Annotated in this window: 19 protein-coding genes; 12 read left to right on the forward strand and 7 right to left on the reverse strand. The window is 65.8% G+C overall.

From position 1 onward, the window contains the following. The first annotated feature begins 9 nt into the window (after nucleotides 1-9). From AC1RQG_RS02290 to AC1RQG_RS02325, 8 genes are all read left to right on the forward strand, one after another. Nucleotides 10-1,485 (forward strand): RNA polymerase factor sigma-54, encoded by a 1,476-nt coding sequence (locus AC1RQG_RS02290; RefSeq protein ID WP_493127865.1) that lies wholly within the window; start codon nucleotides 10-12, stop codon nucleotides 1,483-1,485. Between the two features lie 74 nt (nucleotides 1,486-1,559). Next, complete coding sequence (gene hpf / locus AC1RQG_RS02295; RefSeq protein ID WP_493127867.1) at nucleotides 1,560-1,916, forward strand: ribosome hibernation-promoting factor, HPF/YfiA family; 357 nt, start codon at nucleotides 1,560-1,562, stop codon at nucleotides 1,914-1,916. 307 nt (nucleotides 1,917-2,223) lie between these two features. Beyond that, on the forward strand, nucleotides 2,224-2,556 hold the full coding sequence (locus tag AC1RQG_RS02300; protein WP_493127869.1) for a metalloregulator ArsR/SmtB family transcription factor: 333 nt from the start codon (nucleotides 2,224-2,226) through the stop codon (nucleotides 2,554-2,556). Beyond that, nucleotides 2,553-2,984, forward strand: a complete 432-nt coding sequence (locus AC1RQG_RS02305; protein WP_493127871.1) for a YeeE/YedE family protein — start codon at nucleotides 2,553-2,555, stop codon at nucleotides 2,982-2,984. Before AC1RQG_RS02300 ends, AC1RQG_RS02305 begins: the two co-directional genes overlap by 4 nt. A 10-nt stretch (nucleotides 2,985-2,994) precedes the next feature. After that, on the forward strand, nucleotides 2,995-3,405 hold the full coding sequence (locus AC1RQG_RS02310) for a DUF6691 family protein (protein WP_493127873.1): 411 nt from the start codon (nucleotides 2,995-2,997) through the stop codon (nucleotides 3,403-3,405). Between the two features lie 125 nt (nucleotides 3,406-3,530). Continuing rightward, nucleotides 3,531-4,862, forward strand: a complete 1,332-nt coding sequence (locus tag AC1RQG_RS02315) for a DUF6861 domain-containing protein (RefSeq protein WP_493127875.1) — start codon at nucleotides 3,531-3,533, stop codon at nucleotides 4,860-4,862. 12 nt (nucleotides 4,863-4,874) lie between these two features. Then, nucleotides 4,875-5,630, forward strand: a complete 756-nt coding sequence (locus tag AC1RQG_RS02320) for an Imm52 family immunity protein (protein WP_493127877.1) — start codon at nucleotides 4,875-4,877, stop codon at nucleotides 5,628-5,630. Nucleotides 5,631-5,719: 89 nt separating this feature from the next. Continuing rightward, a complete protein-coding gene (locus AC1RQG_RS02325) occupies nucleotides 5,720-6,805 on the forward strand; it encodes an enoyl-CoA hydratase/isomerase family protein (RefSeq protein ID WP_493127879.1) in 1,086 nt (361 codons plus the stop codon). Here AC1RQG_RS02325 and AC1RQG_RS02330 read toward each other — a convergent pair. The 5 genes from AC1RQG_RS02330 to AC1RQG_RS02350 form a co-directional block, all read right to left on the reverse strand. After that, a complete protein-coding gene (locus AC1RQG_RS02330) occupies nucleotides 6,756-7,844 on the reverse strand; it encodes a GlxA family transcriptional regulator (protein ID WP_493127881.1) in 1,089 nt (362 codons plus the stop codon). The genes AC1RQG_RS02325 and AC1RQG_RS02330 overlap by 50 nt on opposite strands. Nucleotides 7,845-7,906: 62 nt before the next feature. Next, the gene (locus AC1RQG_RS02335; protein WP_493127883.1) at nucleotides 7,907-9,076 is read right to left on the reverse strand and encodes a DJ-1/PfpI family protein; all 1,170 of its coding nucleotides are present in this window, start codon (nucleotides 9,074-9,076) and stop codon (nucleotides 7,907-7,909) included. A gap of 107 nt (nucleotides 9,077-9,183) precedes the next feature. Further along, complete coding sequence (gene rapZ / locus AC1RQG_RS02340) at nucleotides 9,184-10,047, reverse strand: RNase adapter RapZ (protein ID WP_493127885.1); 864 nt, start codon at nucleotides 10,045-10,047, stop codon at nucleotides 9,184-9,186. Nucleotides 10,048-10,070: 23 nt separating this feature from the next. Next, nucleotides 10,071-11,006 carry an HPr(Ser) kinase/phosphatase gene (hprK, locus tag AC1RQG_RS02345; RefSeq protein ID WP_182151306.1) on the reverse strand — a complete coding sequence of 312 codons (936 nt, stop codon included), beginning with the start codon at nucleotides 11,004-11,006 and terminating at the stop codon, nucleotides 10,071-10,073. 66 nt (nucleotides 11,007-11,072) lie between these two features. Further along, nucleotides 11,073-11,555, reverse strand: a complete 483-nt coding sequence (locus AC1RQG_RS02350; protein ID WP_493127887.1) for a PTS sugar transporter subunit IIA — start codon at nucleotides 11,553-11,555, stop codon at nucleotides 11,073-11,075. An 86-nt stretch (nucleotides 11,556-11,641) separates the two neighbouring features. Between AC1RQG_RS02350 and AC1RQG_RS02355 the strand changes: the two genes are divergently transcribed. Continuing rightward, on the forward strand, nucleotides 11,642-12,052 hold the full coding sequence (locus tag AC1RQG_RS02355) for a hypothetical protein (protein ID WP_493127889.1): 411 nt from the start codon (nucleotides 11,642-11,644) through the stop codon (nucleotides 12,050-12,052). On the opposite strand, the gene queF is transcribed toward AC1RQG_RS02355, so the two are convergent. Together queF and ilvA are read right to left on the reverse strand one after the other, a co-directional pair. Further along, nucleotides 12,006-12,848, reverse strand: coding sequence for an NADPH-dependent 7-cyano-7-deazaguanine reductase QueF (gene queF, locus AC1RQG_RS02360; protein WP_493127891.1), 843 nt, complete (start codon nucleotides 12,846-12,848; stop codon nucleotides 12,006-12,008). The two genes, AC1RQG_RS02355 and queF, sit on opposite strands and share 47 nt — an antisense overlap. A 95-nt stretch (nucleotides 12,849-12,943) precedes the next feature. Beyond that, entirely contained in the window at nucleotides 12,944-14,479 is a 1,536-nt protein-coding gene (ilvA, locus tag AC1RQG_RS02365; protein ID WP_493127893.1) for a threonine ammonia-lyase, biosynthetic, read from the reverse strand. 205 nt (nucleotides 14,480-14,684) lie between these two features. Here ilvA and AC1RQG_RS02370 point away from each other — a divergent pair, with 205 nt between their 5' ends. From AC1RQG_RS02370 to AC1RQG_RS02380, 3 genes are all read left to right on the forward strand, one after another. Further along, the gene (locus AC1RQG_RS02370; RefSeq protein ID WP_493127895.1) at nucleotides 14,685-15,176 is read left to right on the forward strand and encodes a YqaA family protein; all 492 of its coding nucleotides are present in this window, start codon (nucleotides 14,685-14,687) and stop codon (nucleotides 15,174-15,176) included. A 222-nt stretch (nucleotides 15,177-15,398) separates the two neighbouring features. Further along, complete coding sequence (locus tag AC1RQG_RS02375; RefSeq protein ID WP_493127897.1) at nucleotides 15,399-19,421, forward strand: DUF3683 domain-containing protein; 4,023 nt, start codon at nucleotides 15,399-15,401, stop codon at nucleotides 19,419-19,421. Beyond that, entirely contained in the window at nucleotides 19,418-19,870 is a 453-nt protein-coding gene (locus tag AC1RQG_RS02380) for an HIT family protein (RefSeq protein WP_493127899.1), read from the forward strand. The genes AC1RQG_RS02375 and AC1RQG_RS02380 overlap by 4 nt, the downstream gene beginning before the upstream one ends. Nucleotides 19,871-19,874: the final 4 nt, after the last annotated feature.

The raw sequence follows: 19,874 nt of genomic DNA on the forward strand, positions 1-19,874 counted from the left end.
AGTCAAGCCATGAAACAGTCATTGCAACTGCGCACTTCGCAGCACCTCGCGCTCACCCCGCAACTGCAGCAATCGATCCGTCTGCTGCAATTGTCCACCCTGGAGTTGCACCAGGAACTGGAACAGTTGTTGACCGATAATCCGCTGCTGGAGCGGCTCGACGATCCGCTCGACCACTCGGTGCGGCTGCTGGCCGACGGCGCCATCAGCCAGCAGAGCGCGCCGGCCGAGGCGGCGCCCGAAGGTCCGCCCGGCCAGCAGCAGGACGCCGCCGCGCCGGCCGAGGCCGAACCGTACGAGGGCGGCGACGGCGACGGCGCGCCCGAGGGCGAGATGGACTGGGGCGAGGCCGGCCGCGCCAAGACCTCCGACGACGAGGACGCCCGGCCCCAGCTCGAGGCCAACCACTGCACGCTGCGCGAGCACCTGATGGAGCAGATGCGGGTGACGGTGCTGGAGACGCGCGACCGGGCGCTGGTGGAGATCATCATCGACGCGCTCGACGAGAACGGCTACCTGGAGGAGCCGCTGGAGGAGATCCTGGCGCGCCTGCCCGAGGAGCTGGCGATCGAGCCCGAGGAACTGCACACCGCCTTGACCCTGCTGCAAAGTTTCGACCCCGTGGGCGTGGGCGCGCGCAACGCGTCCGAATGCCTGGCGCTGCAGATCAAGCGCATGCCGCACGTGCCGCTGGTGACGCGGCGCATGGCGCTGACCATCGTCGAGCAGCACCTGGCCTGGTTCGCCCAGCGCGACTTCAACAAGTTGAAGAAGGCCCTGCAGTGCGACGAGGAGGACCTGCGCGAGGCCCAGGCCGTGATCCGCCAGTGCAATCCGCATCCGGGCGCCGCGTTCGCGTCGGACGTGTCGGACTACGTGGTGCCGGACGTGATCGTCAAGAAGGCCCGCAACGGCTGGCAGGTGAGCCTGAACAACGACGTGATGCCGCGCCTGCGCGTGAACGCCATGTACGCCAACCTGCTCAAGCAGGGCAAGGGCGAGGGCGCCATGGGGGCCCAGCTGCAGGAGGCCAAGTGGCTGATCAAGAACATGCGCCAGCGCTTCGACACCATCCTGCGCGTGGCGCAGGCGATCGTGGAGCGGCAAAAGAATTTCTTCTCGCATGGCGCGGTCGCCATGAGGCCCCTTGTGTTGCGCGAAATAGCTGATACACTGGGACTACACGAGAGCACTATTTCTCGGGTAACAACTCAAAAATATATGCTGACCCCGCATGGCATGTTTGAGTTGAAATATTTCTTCGGTAGCCATGTCGCCACGGAAGCGGGGGGAGAAGCCTCCTCGACGGCGATACGGGCACTGATCGTGCAATTGACAGGAGCAGAAGACCCTAAAAATCCTTTATCCGACAGTAAGATTGCGGACATGCTGGGAGAACAAGGCATGGTGATTGCGCGACGGACTGTTGCCAAATATCGCGAAGCGTTGAAGATCCCGCCAGTCAGTCTCCGTAAATCTTTGTAGTTATCTGGTTCCTGCGCGCCCGGCCGCAATGGGCGCGGCACTAACCGCCAGCGACATCATCTTTAGGAGTGTGTATGAATCTCACCATCAGTGGACATCATCTCGAAGTGACCCCAGCGATCCGCGAATACGTGCAGAACAAGCTGGAGCGCGTCAAACGCCACTTCGATCAAGTGATTGATATTGCTGTCATCCTGACCGTAGATAACCTCACCGAGAAAGAGAAGCGCCAGAAGGCCGAAATCAATTTGCGCATGTCGGGCAAGACCGTGTACGTGGAGAGCCTGTCGCAGGACCTGTACGCCGCCATCGACACCCTGATCGACAAGCTCGATCGCCAGGTCATGAAATACAAAGCCAAAGTTCAGGAACACGGCCACGACGCCATCAAGCATCTGCCGGACACCTTCGAACCCGCCGCCACCGCATAAGACGGTCCCCGGCACACCAAACAAAGGGCGCATCTGGCGCCCTTTTTTGCGCCCCGCGCCGGCGGGCCGATACGATAAAACAATATAAACGGTATAAACCGTATTGCCTCCGGGCGGCGCGCTGCGCGCCACGCAGCCGGCGAACAGCGCCATGGCGATGTTGCCGCCGCCGCCGATCACGCCCACCTTCTTGCCGCGGATGTCGACCACGTCGTCTCGCCTGTTCAAACGGCCACTTGAAATTTTATGCGCACATAATATATATTTAGGTATAATGTTCGCTGTAACCAATCGCAAGGGAGGACGCATGGACGATGCGACCATCGATATCGATCATTTGCGGGCCAAGGCCGGTCAGGCCAGCGGCCTGCTCAAGGCGCTGGCCAACCCGGACCGGCTGCTGCTGCTGTGCCAGATGACGCAGGACGAATACAGCGTCGGCATGCTGGAGGAGTTGACCGGCATACGCCAGCCCACGCTGTCGCAGCAGCTGACGGTGCTGCGCCAGGAGGAGCTGGTGAGCACGCGGCGCGAAGGCAAGCAGATTTTTTACCGGATAGCCAGCCCGGCGGCGCTGGCGGTGCTGCAGGTGCTGTACCAGCAGTTTTGCAATGACGACGGCCAAGGAGCCACATTATGACTATCGCCTGGAATCTCTTCACGCCGTGGGGCGCGCTGATCGGCGGCGCGCTGATCGGGCTGTCGGCGGCCCTGCTGCTGCTGTTCAACGGCCGCATCGCCGGCATCGCCGGCATCGCTGGCGGGCTGCTGCGCCCGCGCGCGGGCGACATCGGCTGGCGCCTCGCGTTCGTGGGCGGGCTGGTGGCCGCGCCGCTGGCCTACAGCCTGGTGGCGGGCCTGCCCGCCGTGCAGATCGACGCCGGCAGCGGCACGCTGATCGCGGCCGGTCTGCTGGTGGGCTTCGGCACCCGCTACGGTTCGGGCTGCACCAGCGGCCACGGCGTGTGCGGTCTGTCGCGCCTGTCGCCGCGCTCGATGGTGGCCACCGGCGCCTTCATGGCGGCCGGTTTCGTCACCGTGTTTATTGCGCGCCACGTGTTCGGTTAAGGGGAAAAGTATGACCATCGCTATCGCATTGTTGTCCGGCCTGATCTTCGGCATCGGCCTGATTATCTCCGGCATGACCAACCCGGCCAAGGTGCTGGGCTTTCTCGACCTGGGCGGCAACTGGGACCCGTCGCTGGGCCTCGTGATGGCCGGCGCCATCGCCGTCGGCATGCTGGCGTTCCGCTACGCCGGCACACATCCGAAGACGCTGCTGGGCGTGGCCATGAGCCTGCCCGGCACCAAGGTGATCGACCGCCGCCTCGTTCTGGGCGCCTTGATCTTCGGCGCCGGCTGGGGCCTGGCCGGCTTCTGCCCCGGCCCCGCGCTGGCCTCGCTCACCACGGGCGGCAGCAAGGTCTTGCTGTTCGTGGGCGCCATGGTGGCCGGGATGGGCATGTTCGAGATGCTCGAGCGGCGCTGAGCGCTGCCTGCGCGGCCCCGCCGCGCCGACGGAGATGGACGGCGGCGGCGCCGTTTGTGCCGTCTCAACACCGCTGATTGATGGGGGCGCATGCTGTGCGGACGTGAACGCACAGCCCGCTTCCCATGAGCAGCTTCCCATTTGACCGCAACGCGTATTACGCCAGCCTGCGGCGGCACAATGACCGCCTGGACGAGGCCATCATCGCGCGCCGCCGCGCCGACTTCCATCACCAATCGAATGACGAACTGTGGCACCGGCAGGGGCAGTTTGGCCTGGGCGTGCGCGCGCAGCGCGTGCGTGAAGCGCTAGGCGCATCCGAAGCGATCGCCTTGCGCGAATTGCGGGCCAAGCTGGGCGGCATCGCCCTGGCCGACGTCTGGCCGGTCTTGCGGGAAATCATCCATGACGTCGCCTTGTACGTCGGCTGTGGTGCGCTCGTTGGGGGCATGATAGGCGGCGGGCTGGGTGTGCTCGCATTTGGCATCGGCGTGCTGCCGGGCGCCTCGGCGGGCGCCATGCTGGGCGCGCAGGGCGGCAACATGCTGCTCGGATTTTTCGGCCTGAAGTCGGTGCTTGGCTACTTGGCCGACAGCCTGCCACGCGTCGCCCGCGATTACGAGGATGGCTTCCGGCTGGCGTGGGGCAAGATGCCCGACCTCAATCCCTATTCCGCCGATGGACCGGGCTACGGCGTCGATTACCCGTGGGCCAGCACTTACCAGGCATCGCATGCGTTCGCGCGTGGCCATGAATTGCTGGCCATCGCGCTGCTGGCGGGCATCGTCGCCTACCTCGGCAGGGGCAAGGAAAAATTGCCGGCGCTGCTGACGGAAGTGCGGCAAAGCGCGCGCCTGGGGCCGAAAATGGCGGGCTGGCTGGAGCAGAACGCAGATAGGCTGAGCAATCATCCGCTGCTGCAGGAGCGGGGCAAGGGCGCGGGCAATGGGGCGCTTCCGGCCCCATCGGCCGGGCAGCCGGCACCGGCCCGGCCGCGTTCAACAGCGAAAGCGCCTCGCCCGGCCGAAGCGACGGGCCAGGTGTTACGTGAGGCCGCGCAAATCGTTGGCAAGTCCGAAGGCGGCCCCGGGACATGGCAGTTGTCGCCAAAACGCACGGGTGGTGAGGCATATCAAGAACAAATCACGGGCGTGCGGCGCGGAATTGAATATGATGTGCCCTGCGCCGGAGTACCATCGGGCAAAGTCAGCTTTGACGGATACGATGCAGAGCGCAAGGTCTTGATTGACGCGAAGGATTGGAGAGGGTATCCACCACAAGATACAGAATTTTGGCAGGAAGACTTGCTCAAACAGGCGCGGAATCAAGTCAATGCATCTGGAGGCATTCCAATTGAGTGGCATGTCAGCACTAAGGAAGCACAGGTCGCCATCGGTAGGGTATTTGCGGATGAGCGTTTAGAGGAAATTGAGCTTGTGTTGACACCAAATCGATAGAACGGATCTTGGATGAATTACTTTTATTTGGGAATTTACTGGTTTGAAAGATCGTTGACTTTGCGCCAGTACGCAGATGCTTCACAAGCATTTCTTTTAGAGCTGGGGCGCATTCATCCAATCTTTCAATCGTTGAGCTGGGTCGGAGACCGACCAAACTCAGCGATCGAGATATCGTCTGGATTAAGCAATCTGGAAGAACTGATCTATCGCCACGCTGGCAGCAAGGAAAACTTGTATGAGTTGGCGAACCCGGATGGAACCCCGTCGTGGCTATCAACCGGCATTTTTGGATATTCGATGCGATATAACACCGGGATGCCCGCGTCTGCGGGAGGGGTTGGGGTTAGCATTCATGCCGGCAGTTACAAATGTCGAACACCAAACGCCGTCACGGTTTCTTTTCCCGCCATTGTTGATGAGCGAGCTTTTCATCGCGAGTTATACGACTATCAATTCTTGAAGAATCTGTTGTGTAAAACAGTTGCCTTATGGGCGCCGATGGAGGGCTTGATTACTCAACACTCGTTCTCTGATGCAATTACCGATGAGAGACTACCTTACGTCGGGTGGTTGACCTACTTGCGCGATCCGCGCGCCGCAGCCCTTCGTAACAGTGCTGCTCTTCGTGATTTGATTTTTGATCAAACGCCCGACGGCGGAACCCTGATTTCGCTCGATACTGCCATCATCTCGCCGGACAACCCAACCCAGGTGGAGAACGCGCGCCGTTTGCGCAGCCTGCTGATCGCTGAAAAACTAGTCTAGTGCCGACGAGCACAAAGCCACTGCGCCAGCCGCGCGCCAAACCGGAAGCCGTTTAGAATACAAGTCCGATCATTCTCAGCATTCCAGCCATGAGCGAATTTGTCCAGACCAGCGTCAGCAACCGTACCGGCTTCATCACCCTCGACCGCCCCAAGGCGCTTAACTCGCTGTCGCTGGCCATGGTGCGCGACCTGGCGGCGGCGCTGCTGGCCTGGCGCGACGACGCGCAGGTGGACGCGGTGGTCATCCGCAGCACCAGCGAGAAGGCGTTCTGCGCCGGCGGCGACATCCGCTTCTTCTACGACGTGGGCCGCGCCGGCCCGCAGGGCGGCAGCGCGCTGCTCGAGGATTTCTTCACCGAGGAATACGCGCTCAACCACCTGATCCACCACTATCCCAAACCCTACATCGCGCTGATGGACGGCGTGGTGATGGGCGGCGGCATGGGCGTGGCCCAGGGCGGCCCCGATTGCCGCGTGCGCATCGTCACCGAGCGCACGAAGATGGCCATGCCGGAAGTGAACATCGGCCTGTTCCCGGACGTGGGCGGCAGCTATTTCCTGTCGCGCGCACCGGGGCAGCTGGGCAACTACCTGGGCCTGACCGGCCTCACCATCGGCGCGGCCGACGCGCTGTACGTGAACCTGGCCGACCACTTCGTGCCGGCGGCGCAGATGGCGGCGCTGGCGGCCTTGATCGAGGCCACGCCGGGCGCGCAGCTGCGCGACGCCATTGCGGCCTTCGCGGCGCCGTTCCGCGCCGACGCGGGCGAGGCCGTGCTGCACACGCAGCGCGCGCTGATCGACCGTCATTTCAGCGCGCCCACCGTGGCCGCCATCATGGCCTCGCTGGCGCAGGACGCCGATCCGTTCGCGCAGAAGGCGCTGGCGGCCATGCAGACCCGTTCGCCGTTGATGATGGCCGTCACCCACGAACTGCTCAAGCGCGGCGCCACGCTGGACGTGGCCGACTGCCTGCGCATGGAGCGCACGCTGGTGCGCCACAATTTCGAGGATGGCGAAGTGCTAGAAGGCGTGCGCGCGCTGGTGATCGACAAGGACAACGCGCCCCAGTGGAAACCTGCCGCGCTGGCCGACGTGACGCCACAGATGGTGGCGCGCTTCTTCACGCCCGTGTGGCCCGACTACGCCCACCCGCTGCGCCATTTGCGTTAACGCCGCCGGCATCAGCACCGGCACCGGCACCGGCACCGGCACCCGCGCTGGCGCGCGCTGTTTGCGCTGCGTGGCGCTGGCGGTACTGGCTGGGGCTCAGCGCCAGCCGCCGCTGGAACACGCGGCGCAGGTTCTGCTCGTCGCCGTGGCCGGTGGCGGCGGCGATCCGCTTCAGCGGCTGGTCGGTCTCCTCCAGCAGCCGGCACGCCGCTTCGATACGCATCGAGGCGACCGTCGTGGCCGGGGTGCGGCCCAGCTTCGCCGCATAGCTACGGGCGAAGGTGCGCGGCGCCATGCCGGCCCGCTCGGCCAGCCGTTCCACCCGCAGGTCGGCGCCCAGGTTGTCCGCCATCCACGCATGCAGTTCGGCGAGGCGTTCGCCTTGCTGCGCCTGCGCCGCCAGCGGGGTGCTGAACTGCGACTGGCCGCCGGCCCGTTTCATGAACACCACCAGCTGGCGCGCCGTCTCCATCGCCACCTTGTGGCCGTAGTCCTCCTCGATCAGCGCCAGCGTCAGGTCGATGCCGGCCGTGACGCCGGCCGAGGTCCACAGCGATCCATCCTGGATGTAGATGCGGTCGGCGTCGATCCGCACGGCCGGATGCAGCGCGGCCAGCCGTTCCACCCATTCCCAGTGCGTCGTCACGCGCCGCCCGTCCAGTTGGCCGGCGGCGGCCAGCAGGAAGGCGCCCGTGCACACGGAGCACAGGCGCCGCACCGTGGGCGCGCGTGCGCGCACCCAGGCGATCAGCGGTGGCGGCGAAAAGTATTCCTGGCCCTGGCAGCCGCCGGGCGCGATGATGGTGTCGATCGCCACGCCGTCCAGCGCCGACAGCGGCGCCGTCATCACCTGCAGGCCGGCGCTGGTCGTCACCAGGCCGCCTTCGGCCGAGGCGACGATGATCTCGTACAGCGGCGGGCCGTTGCCGGAGCAGCGGCGGCTGGCCGTGGCCAGCGCCTGCACGGGGCCGGTCAGGTCGAGCAGGTTCATGTGCGCGTGGGCGAGGACGACGACGCGGCAGGTGGGCTGGACTGGCATGGCGGGCGCGCTGGGCTCCGTGATGGGCGATGGCGCCATCATCCCAGAGTTGGCGCCGCCGTTCAATCGCGATAGCCGGGGTATTCGAGCAGCAGCGCCACGCCGTAGGCATTGGCGTGGCCGTAGCGCCTGGCGATGTCCGCCAGCGCCTGGTCGACGGCCTTGCCCGGCGGCGTGGCGGGGGACAAGTCCAGCACCTCGTCCAGCCCCGCCGTTTCGCCCGCGCTGCGGTCGGGGATCACGCGCAGGCCGTGCCGCGTGCGCAGCGGCGCCACGCTGTCGGCCACCAGGTAGGCATGGCTGCGGCCCGTGCTCGACCAGGCGTCCACGGTCAGCGCCAGCACCGCCTCGTCCACGCCGGGGGCGGCGCGGATGCCGAGCGCGTCGTCGTGGTGGAGCCAGCCGTTGGTGTAGACGGTGGTGGCCAGCGCCGTCAGGTTGTGGCCGAAGCGCGGCTGGAAGGCGTCGCTGTCGTGGCGCGCGCTCCAGTCGGCGATGGCCAGTTCGGCGGCCAGCGCGCCGGCCCGCGCGCGGCCCGCGATCGCCTCCACCAGCGCGATCGAGGTCGGGATGGCGGCGCTCACGCCGGCGCTGGAGACCCAGTTGCGGTCGGCCACGTAGCGCGCGTTCCTGACCCAGCGGATGGCCGGTTGCTGTTCCATGCGCTCCTGTTCCGACGACCAGTGCGCCGTCGCCAGGTGGCCGTCCATCACGCCGCTTTTTGCCACGACCTGCGCGCCGTTGCAGATGCTGACGATGGTGGCGCCCTTGCCGGCCTGCCGCGCGATCCAGGTCCGCAGTTCGGGCGTGTTGCGGGTGGCCGGCACGATCACGTAGTCGGCGCCTTCGGGGTAGCGCGCGTCGAAGCGGGCGAGGGTGGCCTCGGGTTCGATGCGGAAGCCGGGTTTGCCCATGTCGGTGGTGGCGTTGATCGGGCCGTCCGCCGTGGCCAGCGCCATCACGTCGGCCACGCCGGAGCGGGCCAGTATCCCGTACGGCACGAGGTAGTCGCTCAGCTCCGTGCTGGCGTTGTCGCCGACCACGGCGACCAGCGGGCGCTCGCGACCGGGGCGGGCATGGTAGGGCGCGATGGCGCCGTCGCGCAGGCTGGCGCCGTGCTCGCCGCTGCTGGCGCTGGCGTCGATGGCGGCGGGGCCGCTGGCGCAGCCGGACAGCAGGAGGGCGCCGCCGCACAGGGCGGCGCAGGCGAGGGCGTGTTGGATGTGGCGCATGACGATACTCCGGCTCAGGGTGGGACGAGATGAGCGCCAGTATCGGGCAGGCCGTTGCTATGAAAAAGACAAAAAACCGTCAAATCCTGCCAGCCGGTGGCAGGAAGTTACGACTGTTCGCGGTGGCGCAGGACGACCCGTTCGGTCGGATGGAAGTAGGCGGCCAGCCGTTCGGCCATGTAGACGGAGCGGTGCTGGCCGCCCGTGCAACCGAGCGCCACGGTCAGGTAGCTGCGGTTGTCGGTCTTGAACGAGGGCAGCCATTTTTCGATGAAGTCGCGGATGTCCTTGAGCAGCTCGGCCGCGCTGGGCTGGGCGTCGAGGAAGGCGATCACGGGCGCGTCGCGGCCCGTCAGCGGGCGCAGCGCGAGGTCATAGTAGGGGTTGGGCAGGGCGCGCACGTCGAACACGAAGTCCGCGTCCAGCGGCACGCCGACCTTGAAGGCGAACGATTCGAAGAACAGCGTGAGCGGCGCCCGTTCGATCGCCACCAGGTCCTTGATCCACGTGCGCAGCTTGTTGGCGCTCATTTCGGAGGTGTCGATCACGTGGCCCAGCTGTTCGATGGCCGACAGCCGCTCGCGTTCCTCGGTGATGCATTCGATCAGCGTGCGGCGCGAGGCCGGGTTCTGGCCCGGGCGCATCTCGTGCGACAGCGGATGGCTGCGCCGCGTTTCCGAGAAGCGCGCCACCAGCGAATGGGTGTTGGCGGTCAGGAACATGACCTTGACGTCGTGGCCGGCCGCGCGCAGTTGTTTGACGTCGCCCGGCAGCGTGGCCAGCGATTCGGCGCTGCGCGCGTCGACCGACACGGCCAGCGCCTCCGTGCCTTCATTCTGCAACGTCGTGACGAGGCTGGACAGCAGGGCCGGCGGCAGGTTGTCGACGCAGTAGTAGCCGGTGTCCTCCAGCACGTTGAGGGCGACGGACTTGCCTGAGCCGGAGATGCCGGTGATGAGGACGATGCGCATGGGGGACATGATAGCGGAAGGCCTCAATCGCCGCTCATGGCTTGTCTCTGACGCTCCATGAATTCCTGCAGCGTGTCGATGCCGCGCAGTTGCAGGATGGTGTTGCGCACGGCGGCCTCCAGCAGCACGGCGATGTTGCGGCCGGCCGCCACCGGGATGACGACCTTGCGGATCGGCAGGCCCAGCACGTCCTCGGTGGGGAACTGGAACGGCAGCCGCTCGACCTCCTCCTCCAGCGCGCTGCGGCGCACGAGGTGGACGATCAGCTTGAGGCGCATCTTGCGCCGCACGGCCGTCTCGCCGAAGATGGCCTTGATGTCGAGCAGGCCCAGGCCGCGCACTTCCAGCAGGTTCTGCAGCAGGGCCGGGCAGCGCCCTTCGATCATGTTGGGGGCGATGCGCGAGAACTCGACGGCGTCGTCGGCCACCAGGCCGTGGCTGCGCGAGATCAGTTCGAGGCCCAGCTCGCTCTTGCCCAGGCCCGAGTCGCCCGTGATCAGCACGCCCACGCCCAGCACGTCCATGAACACGCCGTGCATGATGATGCGCTGGGCCAGCTTCTTGGACAGGTAGACGCGCAGGAAGTCGATCACCTGCGCGGCCGGCAGCGGGGTCGAGAACAGCGGGATGTTCTTCTCGTCGCAGATGGCGAGGATGTCGGGCGGCGTTTCCAGGCCCTGGGCGATGATCAGGGCCGGCGGGCCGCCCGCGATCAGTTCGCCGATCACGTGGGTGCGGGTCAGCGACTTGAGGCGTTGGTAGTAATTGATTTCCTGATGACCGAACACCTGGATGCGGCCGGGGTGGATGGTGTTCAGGTGGCCCACCTGGTCGGCGGCCGAGGCCACGTCGCCGGAGATCAGGCGCTCGCCGCCGGGGAAGCCGGCGAACCAGCCGAGCTGCAAACTTTCGCGATTGTCGTCGTACAGCCTTTGTATCGTCAGCGGGGTTTGCAGCATGGGCGCTCTTTGCAAGGAGTGATAGGCAGCCCGTAGTTTAGCATGGCGGCCCGCCGCCCCAAGGGATCAGCCCGCCGCTTGCAGGCTGGGCACCCAGTTGATGATGCGCGAGTGGACCGATTTGGGGTCCGGGTCCGTCGTCAGCGCGGCGCGGAAGGCGTCGTCGGAGAACATTTCCGCGATCTCGGACAGGATCTCCAGGTGCTGCTGGGTCACGTGGTCGGGGATGAGCAGGAAGAACAGCAGGTTGACGGGCTTGCCGTCGGGCGATTCGAACGGGATGGGCTCAGCCAGGCGCACGAAGGCCGCCAGCGGCGACTTCAGGCTCTTCATCCCCTTGACGCGGCCGTGCGGCACGGCCACGCCATGGCCGAGGCCGGTGGAGCCCAGGCGCTCGCGCGCGAACAGATTGTCGGAGACGGTCGAGCGGGCGATGCCGCAGTTGTTCTCGAAGATCAGGCCGGCTTGTTCGAAGGCGCGCTTCTTGCTCGACACTTCCAGGTCGAGCAGGACGTTTTCAAGAGAGAGTATTTTGCTGAGGTTGTTCATAACACGACAAGATATGGTGCAATGCACAAGGGTGGCTTGCGAGCAGAATTATAGGCTGGTTTCGCGGCCTTGTAACATGAATTCGCTTGCACGCGTCCTCCCTGGGCGTCCGCCACGGGGCGGGCGGGGTCGCTGCTGCTGTTGTAAAAAATACACTGCGCCTGGCATACGCCATTTCCGCTCAAAAAATCGGGAAAAAGCCGCCGATTCGCCAGCGGTCGGACGGGTTCGCCGATTTTTTCCCGTTTCTGCTGCAACGATGCCGTATTCGCCACGGCATCGTCACGGGCCGCTCAGCGCGGCGCCCGTTGTCACATCATACGCCGATGTTTTATTGTCTGATTGAAAATTATATTACTTTCGCCGTCCGCGTGCGCGCCGCGCCACGGCTGGCGTGCGCGCCCTTGCGCCAGCGCAAATGGCTGGCGCTGCTTGGCGCGCCCCGCCCCTTCACTGGCGCGCGCCGCGCAGGTTGGGCGGGCGCTGGGCGCTGCTGAAGTTGCTGCGCCAGGGGTTGATGTCGAGCCCGCCGCGCCGCGTGTAGCGCGCGTACACGGCCAGCTGCTGGGGCGCGCACTGGCGCAGGATGTCGGTGAAGATGCGCTCCACGCACTGCTCGTGGAATTCGTTGTGGTCGCGGAAGCCGATCAGGTATTTGAGCAGGCTTTCCTGGTCGATCTGCGGACCGCAGTAATGGATCTGCACGCTGGCCCAGTCCGGCTGGCCCGTCACCAGGCAGTTGGACTTGAGCAGGTGCGACACCAGCGTCTCCTCGACCGGCAACTCGTCGTGGTTGGCCTTGAGCAGTTCGGGCGCGGGCCGGTAGTTGTCGATCTCCACGTCCAGCCGGTCCAGCAGCGTGCCTTCCAGTTCGCCCATGGCGATGGTGGGGAACGCGTCGGGCAGGGTCAGCACCACGTGCACGTTGGCGCCGAAGCCGGCCGACAAGTCCTGTTGCAGCAAGGCTTTCAGCGCCTCCGGGCTGTCGAGCCGGGTCTGGTTGAACGAATTCAGGTACAGCTTGAACGACTTCGATTCGATGATGTTGGGCGAATCGGCCGGCACCGTGAAGCGGGCGATGGCCACCTGCGGCTTGCCGCGCTGGTTCAGCCACGACAGTTCATAGGCGTTCCAGATGTCGACCCCGAAGAACGGCAGCGTGCCCTGCAGGCCGAGCTCGTCGCGCTTGCCCTGGCGCGGGATGGGGAACAACAATTCGGGCGCGTAGTCGGTGCGGTAGGCCGAGGTCTTGCCCAGTGGCGACAGGTCGGCGAGGGTGGCGGTCGTGGTCATGGCGGTGCGTCCATCGAAATGCAAAGGCGCATGGTAGCGCATCGGCGGCGGCCATGCCGAAAGCGGAGGGCGGGTCTCCCCGCCCTCCCGGGGCGTTAGCCGAGGAACAGCTTGTAGACGGGGTTGGCCGTCTCGTCCCAGTAGCGGTAGCCGAGCGTGGTGAGGAAGCGCGAGAACTCGCCCATTTCCTCGGGCGGCACCTGCAGGCCGATCAGGATGCGGCCCACGTCGCCGCCCTGGCTGCGGTAGTGGCACAGCGAGATGTTCCAGTTCGGCGCCATGCTGTCGAGGAAGCGCATCAGCGCGCCCGGACGCTCGGGGAATTCGAAGCGGTACAGGATCTCGTCCTGCGCCAGCGTGCTCTTGCCGCCCACCAGGTGGCGGATGTGGGCCTTGGCCAGTTCGTCGTGCGTGAGGTCGAGCGTGCGGAAATCGTTCTGCTCGAACTTGCGCGCCACGGCGCCGGACTCGCCGCGGTCGGCGATCTGGATGCCGACGAACACGTGGGCCTGGTCCTGGTCGCTGATGCGGTAGTTGAACTCGGTCACGTTGCGCGGGCCGATCAGCGAGCAGAAGCGCTTGAAGCTGCCGCGCTGCTCCGGCATCGTGACGGCGAACACGGCCTCGCGCGACTCGCCCAGCTCGGCGCGCTCGGCCACGAAGCGCAGCCGGTCGAAGTTCATGTTGGCGCCGCTGGCCACCGTGATCAGGGTGGCGTTCTCGATCGGGTCCTTGGTCAGCGCGGCGCGCTCGACGTAGGCCTTGGCGCCGGCGATGGCCAGCGCGCCCGATGGCTCGAGGATGCTGCGCGTGTCGGTGAACACGTCCTTGATGGCGGCGCAGATGGCGTCCGTGTCGACCAGGATCACGTCGTCGACGAACTGCTGGCACAGGCGGAACGTCTCCTCGCCGGCCAGGCGCACGGCCGTGCCGTCGGCGAACAGGCCGACGTCGGCCAGCGTGACGCGCTCGCCCGCCTTCAGGCTGCGCGCCATGGCGTCCGAGTCCAGGCTCTGCACGCCGATGATCTTGATGTCGGGACGGATCTGCTTGACGTAGGCGGCGATGCCGGCGATCAGGCCGCCGCCGCCGATCGGCACGAAGATGGCGTGGATCGGCCCGGCGTGCTGGCGCAGGATCTCCATGCCGATCGTGCCCTGGCCGGCGATCACCTCGGGATCGTCGAACGGGTGCACGAAGGTCAGCTTCTGTTCCTTCTCCAGTTGCAGCGCGTGGTTGTAGGCGTCCGTGTACGACTCGCCGTGCAGCACCACTTCCACGTCCGCGCCACCGCGCGCCTTGACCGCGTCCACCTTGACCTGCGGGGTGGTGGTGGGCATCACGATCACGGCCCGGCAGCCCATGCGCGCGGCCGACAGCGCCACGCCCTGGGCGTGGTTGCCGGCCGAGGCGCAGATGACGCCGCGCTTGCGCTGCGCGTCGCTCAGGTGGGCCATCTTGTTGTAGGCGCCCCGAATCTTGAAGCTGAACACGCTCTGCATGTCCTCGCGCTTGAAATAAATCTGGTTGGCGTAACGCTGCGACAGCGTGGGGGCCAGTTCCAGCGGGGTTTCGGCGGCGACGTCATAGACGCGGGCGGTCAGGATCTTCTTCAGGTAGTCGGTAGTCATAGTCTGCAAACAAAATGATTCTGGGCCGGGCTGGGGATGCCAGTCCGGTGCGGTCGATGCAAAGACTTGTCACGGGCCGGCGGGTGGCCGGGGGGCGGCATTGTGCCGGCGTGGCGCGGGTGGCGTGAGGCCGGACTGTTCCTTGGTACTGCTGAACGGGTGGGCTTAATTATAATGGACACCTTTCGCCATCCTCAAAATCACGATGATCGTTTCCGCCATCAGCTGGCTGCTGCACGTGCTGGCCGTGCCCGAAGTGGGGCTCACGTCCGTGTTCCTGATCAGTTTCGTGTCCGCCACCTTGCTGCCGCTGGGCTCGGAGCCGGCCGTGTTCGCCGTCATCAAGGCCAACGGCGCGCTGTTCGTGCCCGTGGTGCTGGTCGCCACGCTCGGCAACACGCTGGGCGGGATGGTCGATTACTGGATGGGCTACCAGGCCAAGGAGAGTTTCGCCGCCGAGCGCGAAAGCCGCTGGTTCCACTGGCTCGAACGCCACGGCGCCAGGACCATGCTGCTGTCGTGGCTGCCCGGCGTGGGCGATCCGCTGTGCACGCTGGCCGGCTGGCTGCGGCTGCCGTTCTGGCCCAGCGTCGGGTACATGGCGGCCGGCAAACTGGCGCGCTATGTTTGCATGACGACGGTGCTGTTGTACGTGCCTGACGGCCTGTGGCACCGGATCGGCGCCTGGCTGGGCTGATTTTGCTGGCAAACGTCATTTCGCGAACTATACTTAAAGCGGAATAATATTTGTCGGCGTAGTTGCTATTTGCGCAAACATGCCAGCGATCACGCCATTATGCAAATTAATTTCGGCATCGTCCGTCACGAATAGTCCTTAGGCGGGCTAAGGCTGTTCCGGCATGGTGCGGCGCAATACGCTAGAATGACCCTCCCGGGTTCAGTTTACACGTCTATCTCAATGAATGCCCCAGCACAACTCCAAGCTCTGTTAGCCGAAACGCCCCATGGTCCCGCGCCCACCCGGCTGCGCGAGATCCCGTACAACTACACGTCGTTTTCCGATCGTGAAATCGTCATCCGGCTGTTGGGCGAGGACTCCTGGCATCTGCTGGACGAGCTGCGCGGCGCGCGCCAGACGGGCCGTTCGGCCCGCATGCTGTACGAGGTGCTGGGCGATATCTGGGTGGTGCGGCGCAATCCCTACCTGCAGGACGACATGCTGGACAACCCCAAGCGGCGCCAGGAACTGATCGACGCGCTGCTGCACCGTCTGGCCGAGGTGGACAAGCGCCGCCTGCAGGTCGACACGACGGAGGCGGGCGAGGCGGCCGACGTGGCCCGCCGCCGCAGCGCCAGCGTGGAGCAGTTGCTGAAGGCGGCCAGCAAGGCCGTGGCCGACTTCGGCGAGGAATTCCGCCAGACCTGGGACCTGCGCAAGCGCACCACCAAGGTGCTGGGCCGCTACACGGAAAAACACAACATCAAGTTCGACGGCATGTCGCGCGTGGCCCACGTGACCGACGCCACCGACTGGCGCGTCGAATACCCGTTCGTCGTGCTCACGCCCGACACGGAGGACGAGATGGCCGGCCTGGTCAAGGGCTGCATCGAACTGGGGCTGACCATCATCCCGCGCGGCGGCGGCACCGGCTACACGGGCGGCGCGATTCCGCTGACGCCGATGTCGGCCGTCATCAACACGGAAAAGCTGCTCAACATGGGCGCCGTCGAGATGAAGGTGCTGCCCGGTCTCGATCATGAATACGCGACCATCCACACCGGCGCCGGCGTGATCACCAACAAGGTGTCGGAAGCGGCCGAGAAGGCCGGCTTCGTGTTCGCCGTCGACCCCACCTCGGCCCACGCCTCCTGCATCGGCGGCAACATCGCCATGAACGCGGGCGGCAAGAAGGCCGTGCTGTGGGGCACGGCGCTCGACAACCTGGCCTCGTGGCGCATGGTGGACCCGAACGGCGACTGGCTGGAAGTGACGCGCATCGAGCACAACCTGTCCAAGATCCACGACGCGCCGGTGGCCAGGTTCAAGCTCGAATGGACCCATCCGAACGGCCGCGGCGAAGCCAAGGGCCAGCCGTTCAAGACCGAGATGCTGGAGATCCCCGGCCGCAAGTTCCGCAAGGAAGGCCTGGGCAAGGACGTGACCGACAAGTTCCTGGCCGGCCTGCCCGGCATCCAGAAGGAGGGCTGCGACGGCCTGATCACGTCGGCCCGCTGGATCCTGCACAAGATGCCCAAGCACGCGCGCACCGTGTGCCTGGAGTTCTTCGGCCAGGCGCGCGACGCGATCCCGTCGATCGTCGAGATCAAGGATTACCTGGACGGCCTGCCGGCCAAGGGCGAGCAGTTCCGCACCATCCGCCTGGCCGGCCTGGAGCACCTGGACGAGCGCTACCTGCGCGCCGTCGGCTACTCCACCAAGTCCAAGCGCGGCGTGCTGCCGAAGATGGCGCTGTTCGGCGACATCGTGGGCGACGACGAGAACGCGGTGGCGCTGGCCGCCTCGGAGGTGGTGCGCTTGGCCAACACCCGCGTCGGCGAAGGCTTCGTGGCCGTCAGCCCGGAGGCGCGCAAGAAGTTCTGGCTCGACCGCGCCCGCACGGCCGCCATCGCCAAGCACACCAACGCGTTCAAGATCAACGAGGACGTGGTGATCCCGCTCAACCGCATGGGCGAGTACACGGACGGCATCGAGCGCATCAACATCGAGCTGTCGATCAAGAACAAGCTGGAACTGGCCGCTGAACTGTCGGCCTTCATCGCGGCCGGCAATCTGCCGGTGGGCAAGAGCGACGACGCCGCCGACGACCGCGTGACGGACGCCGAGATGCTGGGCGACCGCGCGCAGCAGGCCAGCGCCCTGCTGGAGCAGGTCACGGCCCGCTGGACCTTCCTGCTCAAGGAGCTGGACCAGCCGCTGGCCGCCGTGGCCGGGCAACTGGACGCGCTGGGCCTGGAGCGTCTGGCGCCGGTGCTGGCGCAGCGCCTGCAGGACCAGCCCAACGCCACGCTGTTCGACGTGGTGCAGGACCGCACCATCCGCATCTCGTGGAAGCAGGAGATCCGCGCCCAGCTGCGCCAGATCTTCAACGGCGCCGCGTTCAAGCTGATCCTCGACGAGGCGGCGGCCATCCACAAGCGCGTGCTGCGCGGGCGCGTGTTCGTGGCGCTGCACATGCACGCCGGCGACGGCAACGTGCACACCAACCTGCCGGTCAACTCCGACCATTACGAGATGCTGCAGGACGCGCACCACGCCGTGGCCCGCATCATGAAGCTGGCCCGTTCGCTCAACGGCGTGATCTCGGGCGAGCACGGCATCGGCATCACCAAGCTGGAATTCCTGACCGACGACGAGATCGGCGAATTCCGCGACTACAAGCTGCGCATCGACCCCGAGGGCCGCTTCAACAAGGGCAAGCTGCTGAACCTGGAGGGCATGGGCGCCGACCTGCGCAACGCCTACACGCCATCGTTCGGCCTGATGGGCCACGAATCGCTGATCATGCAGCAGAGCGACATCGGCGCCATCGCCAACAGCGTCAAGGACTGCCTGCGCTGCGGCAAGTGCAAACCCGTGTGCTCGACCCACGTGCCGCGCGCCAACCTGCTGTACTCGCCGCGCGACAAGATCCTGGCGACCTCGTCGCTGATCGAGGCCTTCCTGTACGAGGAGCAGACGCGGCGCGGCATCTCCGTCAAGCACTGGGAGGAGTTCGAGGACGTGGCCGACCATTGCACCGTGTGCCACAAGTGCGTGACGCCGTGCCCGGTCAACATCGACTTCGGCGACGTGTCGATGAACATGCGCAACCTGCTGCGCAAGATGGACAAGAAGAGCTTCAATCCGGGCAAGGCCGCCTCGATGTTCTTCCTGAACGCGACCGACCCGGCCACCATCAACGCCACCCGCACGGCCATGATAGGCTGGGGCTACAAGGCGCAGCGCCTGGGCCACGACCTGCTGTCGAAGTTCGCCAAGAAGCAGACCAAGGCGCCGCCGCCGACCGTCGGCAAGCCGCCCGTGCGCGAACAGGTGATCCACTTCATCAACAAGAAGATGCCGGGCAACCTGCCCAAGAAGTCGGCGCGCGCGCTGCTCGACATCGAGGACAACAAGTTCGTCCCCATCATCCGCGATCCGAAGAAGACCACGGCCGACACCGAGGCCGTGTTCTACTTCCCCGGCTGCGGCTCCGAGCGCCTGTTCTCGCAAGTGGGCCTGGCCACCCAGGCCATGCTGTGGGAGGTCGGCGTGCAGACCGTGCTGCCGCCGGGCTACCTGTGCTGCGGCTATCCGCAGCGCGGCAGCGGCGAGTACGACAAGGCCGAGAAGATGATGACGGACAACCGCGTGCTGTTCCACCGCATGGCCAACACGCTCAACTACCTCGACATCAAGACCGTGCTGGTCTCGTGCGGCACCTGCTACGACCAGCTGGCCACCTATGAGTTCGAGAAGATCTTCCCCGGCTGCCGCATCATGGACATCCACGAATATCTGCTCGAGAAACAGGTCAAGCTCGAGGGCGTGACGGGCACCCGTTATATGTACCACGAGCCTTGCCACAACCCGATGAAGATCCAGGAGTCGAGCAAGACCGTCAACGCGCTGATCGAGACGGTCGACCACGTGAAGATCGAGAAGAACGACCGCTGCTGCGGCGAGTCCGGCACGCTGGCCGTGGCCCGTCCCGATATTTCCACGCAGGTGCGCTTCCGCAAGGAGGAGGAGATGGTCAAGGGCGCCGACAAGCTGCGCGCCGACGGCTTCGGCGGCGACGTCAAGATCCTCACCAGCTGCCCGGCCTGCCTGCAAGGCTTGACGCGCTACAATGACGACTCGGGCACCACGGCCGACTACATCGTGGTCGAGATCGCCCGCCACCTGCTGGGCGAGAACTGGATGCCCGACTACGTCAAGCGCGCCAACGACGGCGGCATTGAAAGGGTGCTGGTATGACGACACACTGCGAACTGTGCAAGCTGAACGCGGCGATGGACCTGGGCACGGCGCCGGCCGGCACCGTGATCTGGCGCGACGCCCAGGTGTCGGTGATCGCCGTGGACGAGCCCGAGTATCCGGGCTACTGCCGCGTGATCTGGAACGGCCACGTGAAGGAGATGAGCGACCTGCTGCCGCGCGAGCGGCACTGGATCATGGATGTCGTGTGGCAGGTGGAACTGGCCCAGCGCGAGATCATGACGCCCGAGAAGATCAACCTGGCCAGCTTCGGCAACATGACGCCGCACGTGCACTGGCACGTGATCCCGCGCTACCTCGACGACGCCCACTTCCCCCATCCGACCTGGGCCGCCGCCCAGCGCAGCTCGCTGCCGGACGTGCTGGCCGCGCGCCGCGCGCTGCTGCCGCAGCTGCACGCCGACATCGTCGCCCGCCTGGGCGGCTGAAAGG

The sequence above is a fragment of the Rugamonas sp. GW822-FHT03B10 genome (assembly GCF_058801745.1).

What these genes read in the sequence shown, in the direction of transcription:
- AC1RQG_RS02290 (WP_493127865.1), top strand. Translation starts at nt 10, where the DNA reads ATGAAACAGTCATTGCAACTGCGCACTTCGCAGCACCTCGCGCTCACC.
- hpf (WP_493127867.1), top strand. Translation starts at nt 1,560, where the DNA reads ATGAATCTCACCATCAGTGGACATCATCTCGAAGTGACCCCAGCGATC.
- AC1RQG_RS02300 (WP_493127869.1), top strand. Translation starts at nt 2,224, where the DNA reads ATGGACGATGCGACCATCGATATCGATCATTTGCGGGCCAAGGCCGGT.
- AC1RQG_RS02305 (WP_493127871.1), top strand. Translation starts at nt 2,553, where the DNA reads ATGACTATCGCCTGGAATCTCTTCACGCCGTGGGGCGCGCTGATCGGC.
- AC1RQG_RS02310 (WP_493127873.1), top strand. Translation starts at nt 2,995, where the DNA reads ATGACCATCGCTATCGCATTGTTGTCCGGCCTGATCTTCGGCATCGGC.
- AC1RQG_RS02315 (WP_493127875.1), top strand. Translation starts at nt 3,531, where the DNA reads ATGAGCAGCTTCCCATTTGACCGCAACGCGTATTACGCCAGCCTGCGG.
- AC1RQG_RS02320 (WP_493127877.1), top strand. Translation starts at nt 4,875, where the DNA reads ATGAATTACTTTTATTTGGGAATTTACTGGTTTGAAAGATCGTTGACT.
- AC1RQG_RS02325 (WP_493127879.1), top strand. Translation starts at nt 5,720, where the DNA reads ATGAGCGAATTTGTCCAGACCAGCGTCAGCAACCGTACCGGCTTCATC.
- AC1RQG_RS02330 (WP_493127881.1), bottom strand. Translation starts at nt 7,844, where the DNA reads ATGCCAGTCCAGCCCACCTGCCGCGTCGTCGTCCTCGCCCACGCGCAC.
- AC1RQG_RS02335 (WP_493127883.1), bottom strand. Translation starts at nt 9,076, where the DNA reads ATGCGCCACATCCAACACGCCCTCGCCTGCGCCGCCCTGTGCGGCGGC.
- rapZ (WP_493127885.1), bottom strand. Translation starts at nt 10,047, where the DNA reads ATGCGCATCGTCCTCATCACCGGCATCTCCGGCTCAGGCAAGTCCGTC.
- hprK (WP_182151306.1), bottom strand. Translation starts at nt 11,006, where the DNA reads ATGCTGCAAACCCCGCTGACGATACAAAGGCTGTACGACGACAATCGC.
- AC1RQG_RS02350 (WP_493127887.1), bottom strand. Translation starts at nt 11,555, where the DNA reads ATGAACAACCTCAGCAAAATACTCTCTCTTGAAAACGTCCTGCTCGAC.
- queF (WP_493127891.1), bottom strand. Translation starts at nt 12,848, where the DNA reads ATGACCACGACCGCCACCCTCGCCGACCTGTCGCCACTGGGCAAGACC.
- ilvA (WP_493127893.1), bottom strand. Translation starts at nt 14,479, where the DNA reads ATGACTACCGACTACCTGAAGAAGATCCTGACCGCCCGCGTCTATGAC.
- AC1RQG_RS02370 (WP_493127895.1), top strand. Translation starts at nt 14,685, where the DNA reads ATGATCGTTTCCGCCATCAGCTGGCTGCTGCACGTGCTGGCCGTGCCC.
- AC1RQG_RS02375 (WP_493127897.1), top strand. Translation starts at nt 15,399, where the DNA reads ATGAATGCCCCAGCACAACTCCAAGCTCTGTTAGCCGAAACGCCCCAT.
- AC1RQG_RS02380 (WP_493127899.1), top strand. Translation starts at nt 19,418, where the DNA reads ATGACGACACACTGCGAACTGTGCAAGCTGAACGCGGCGATGGACCTG.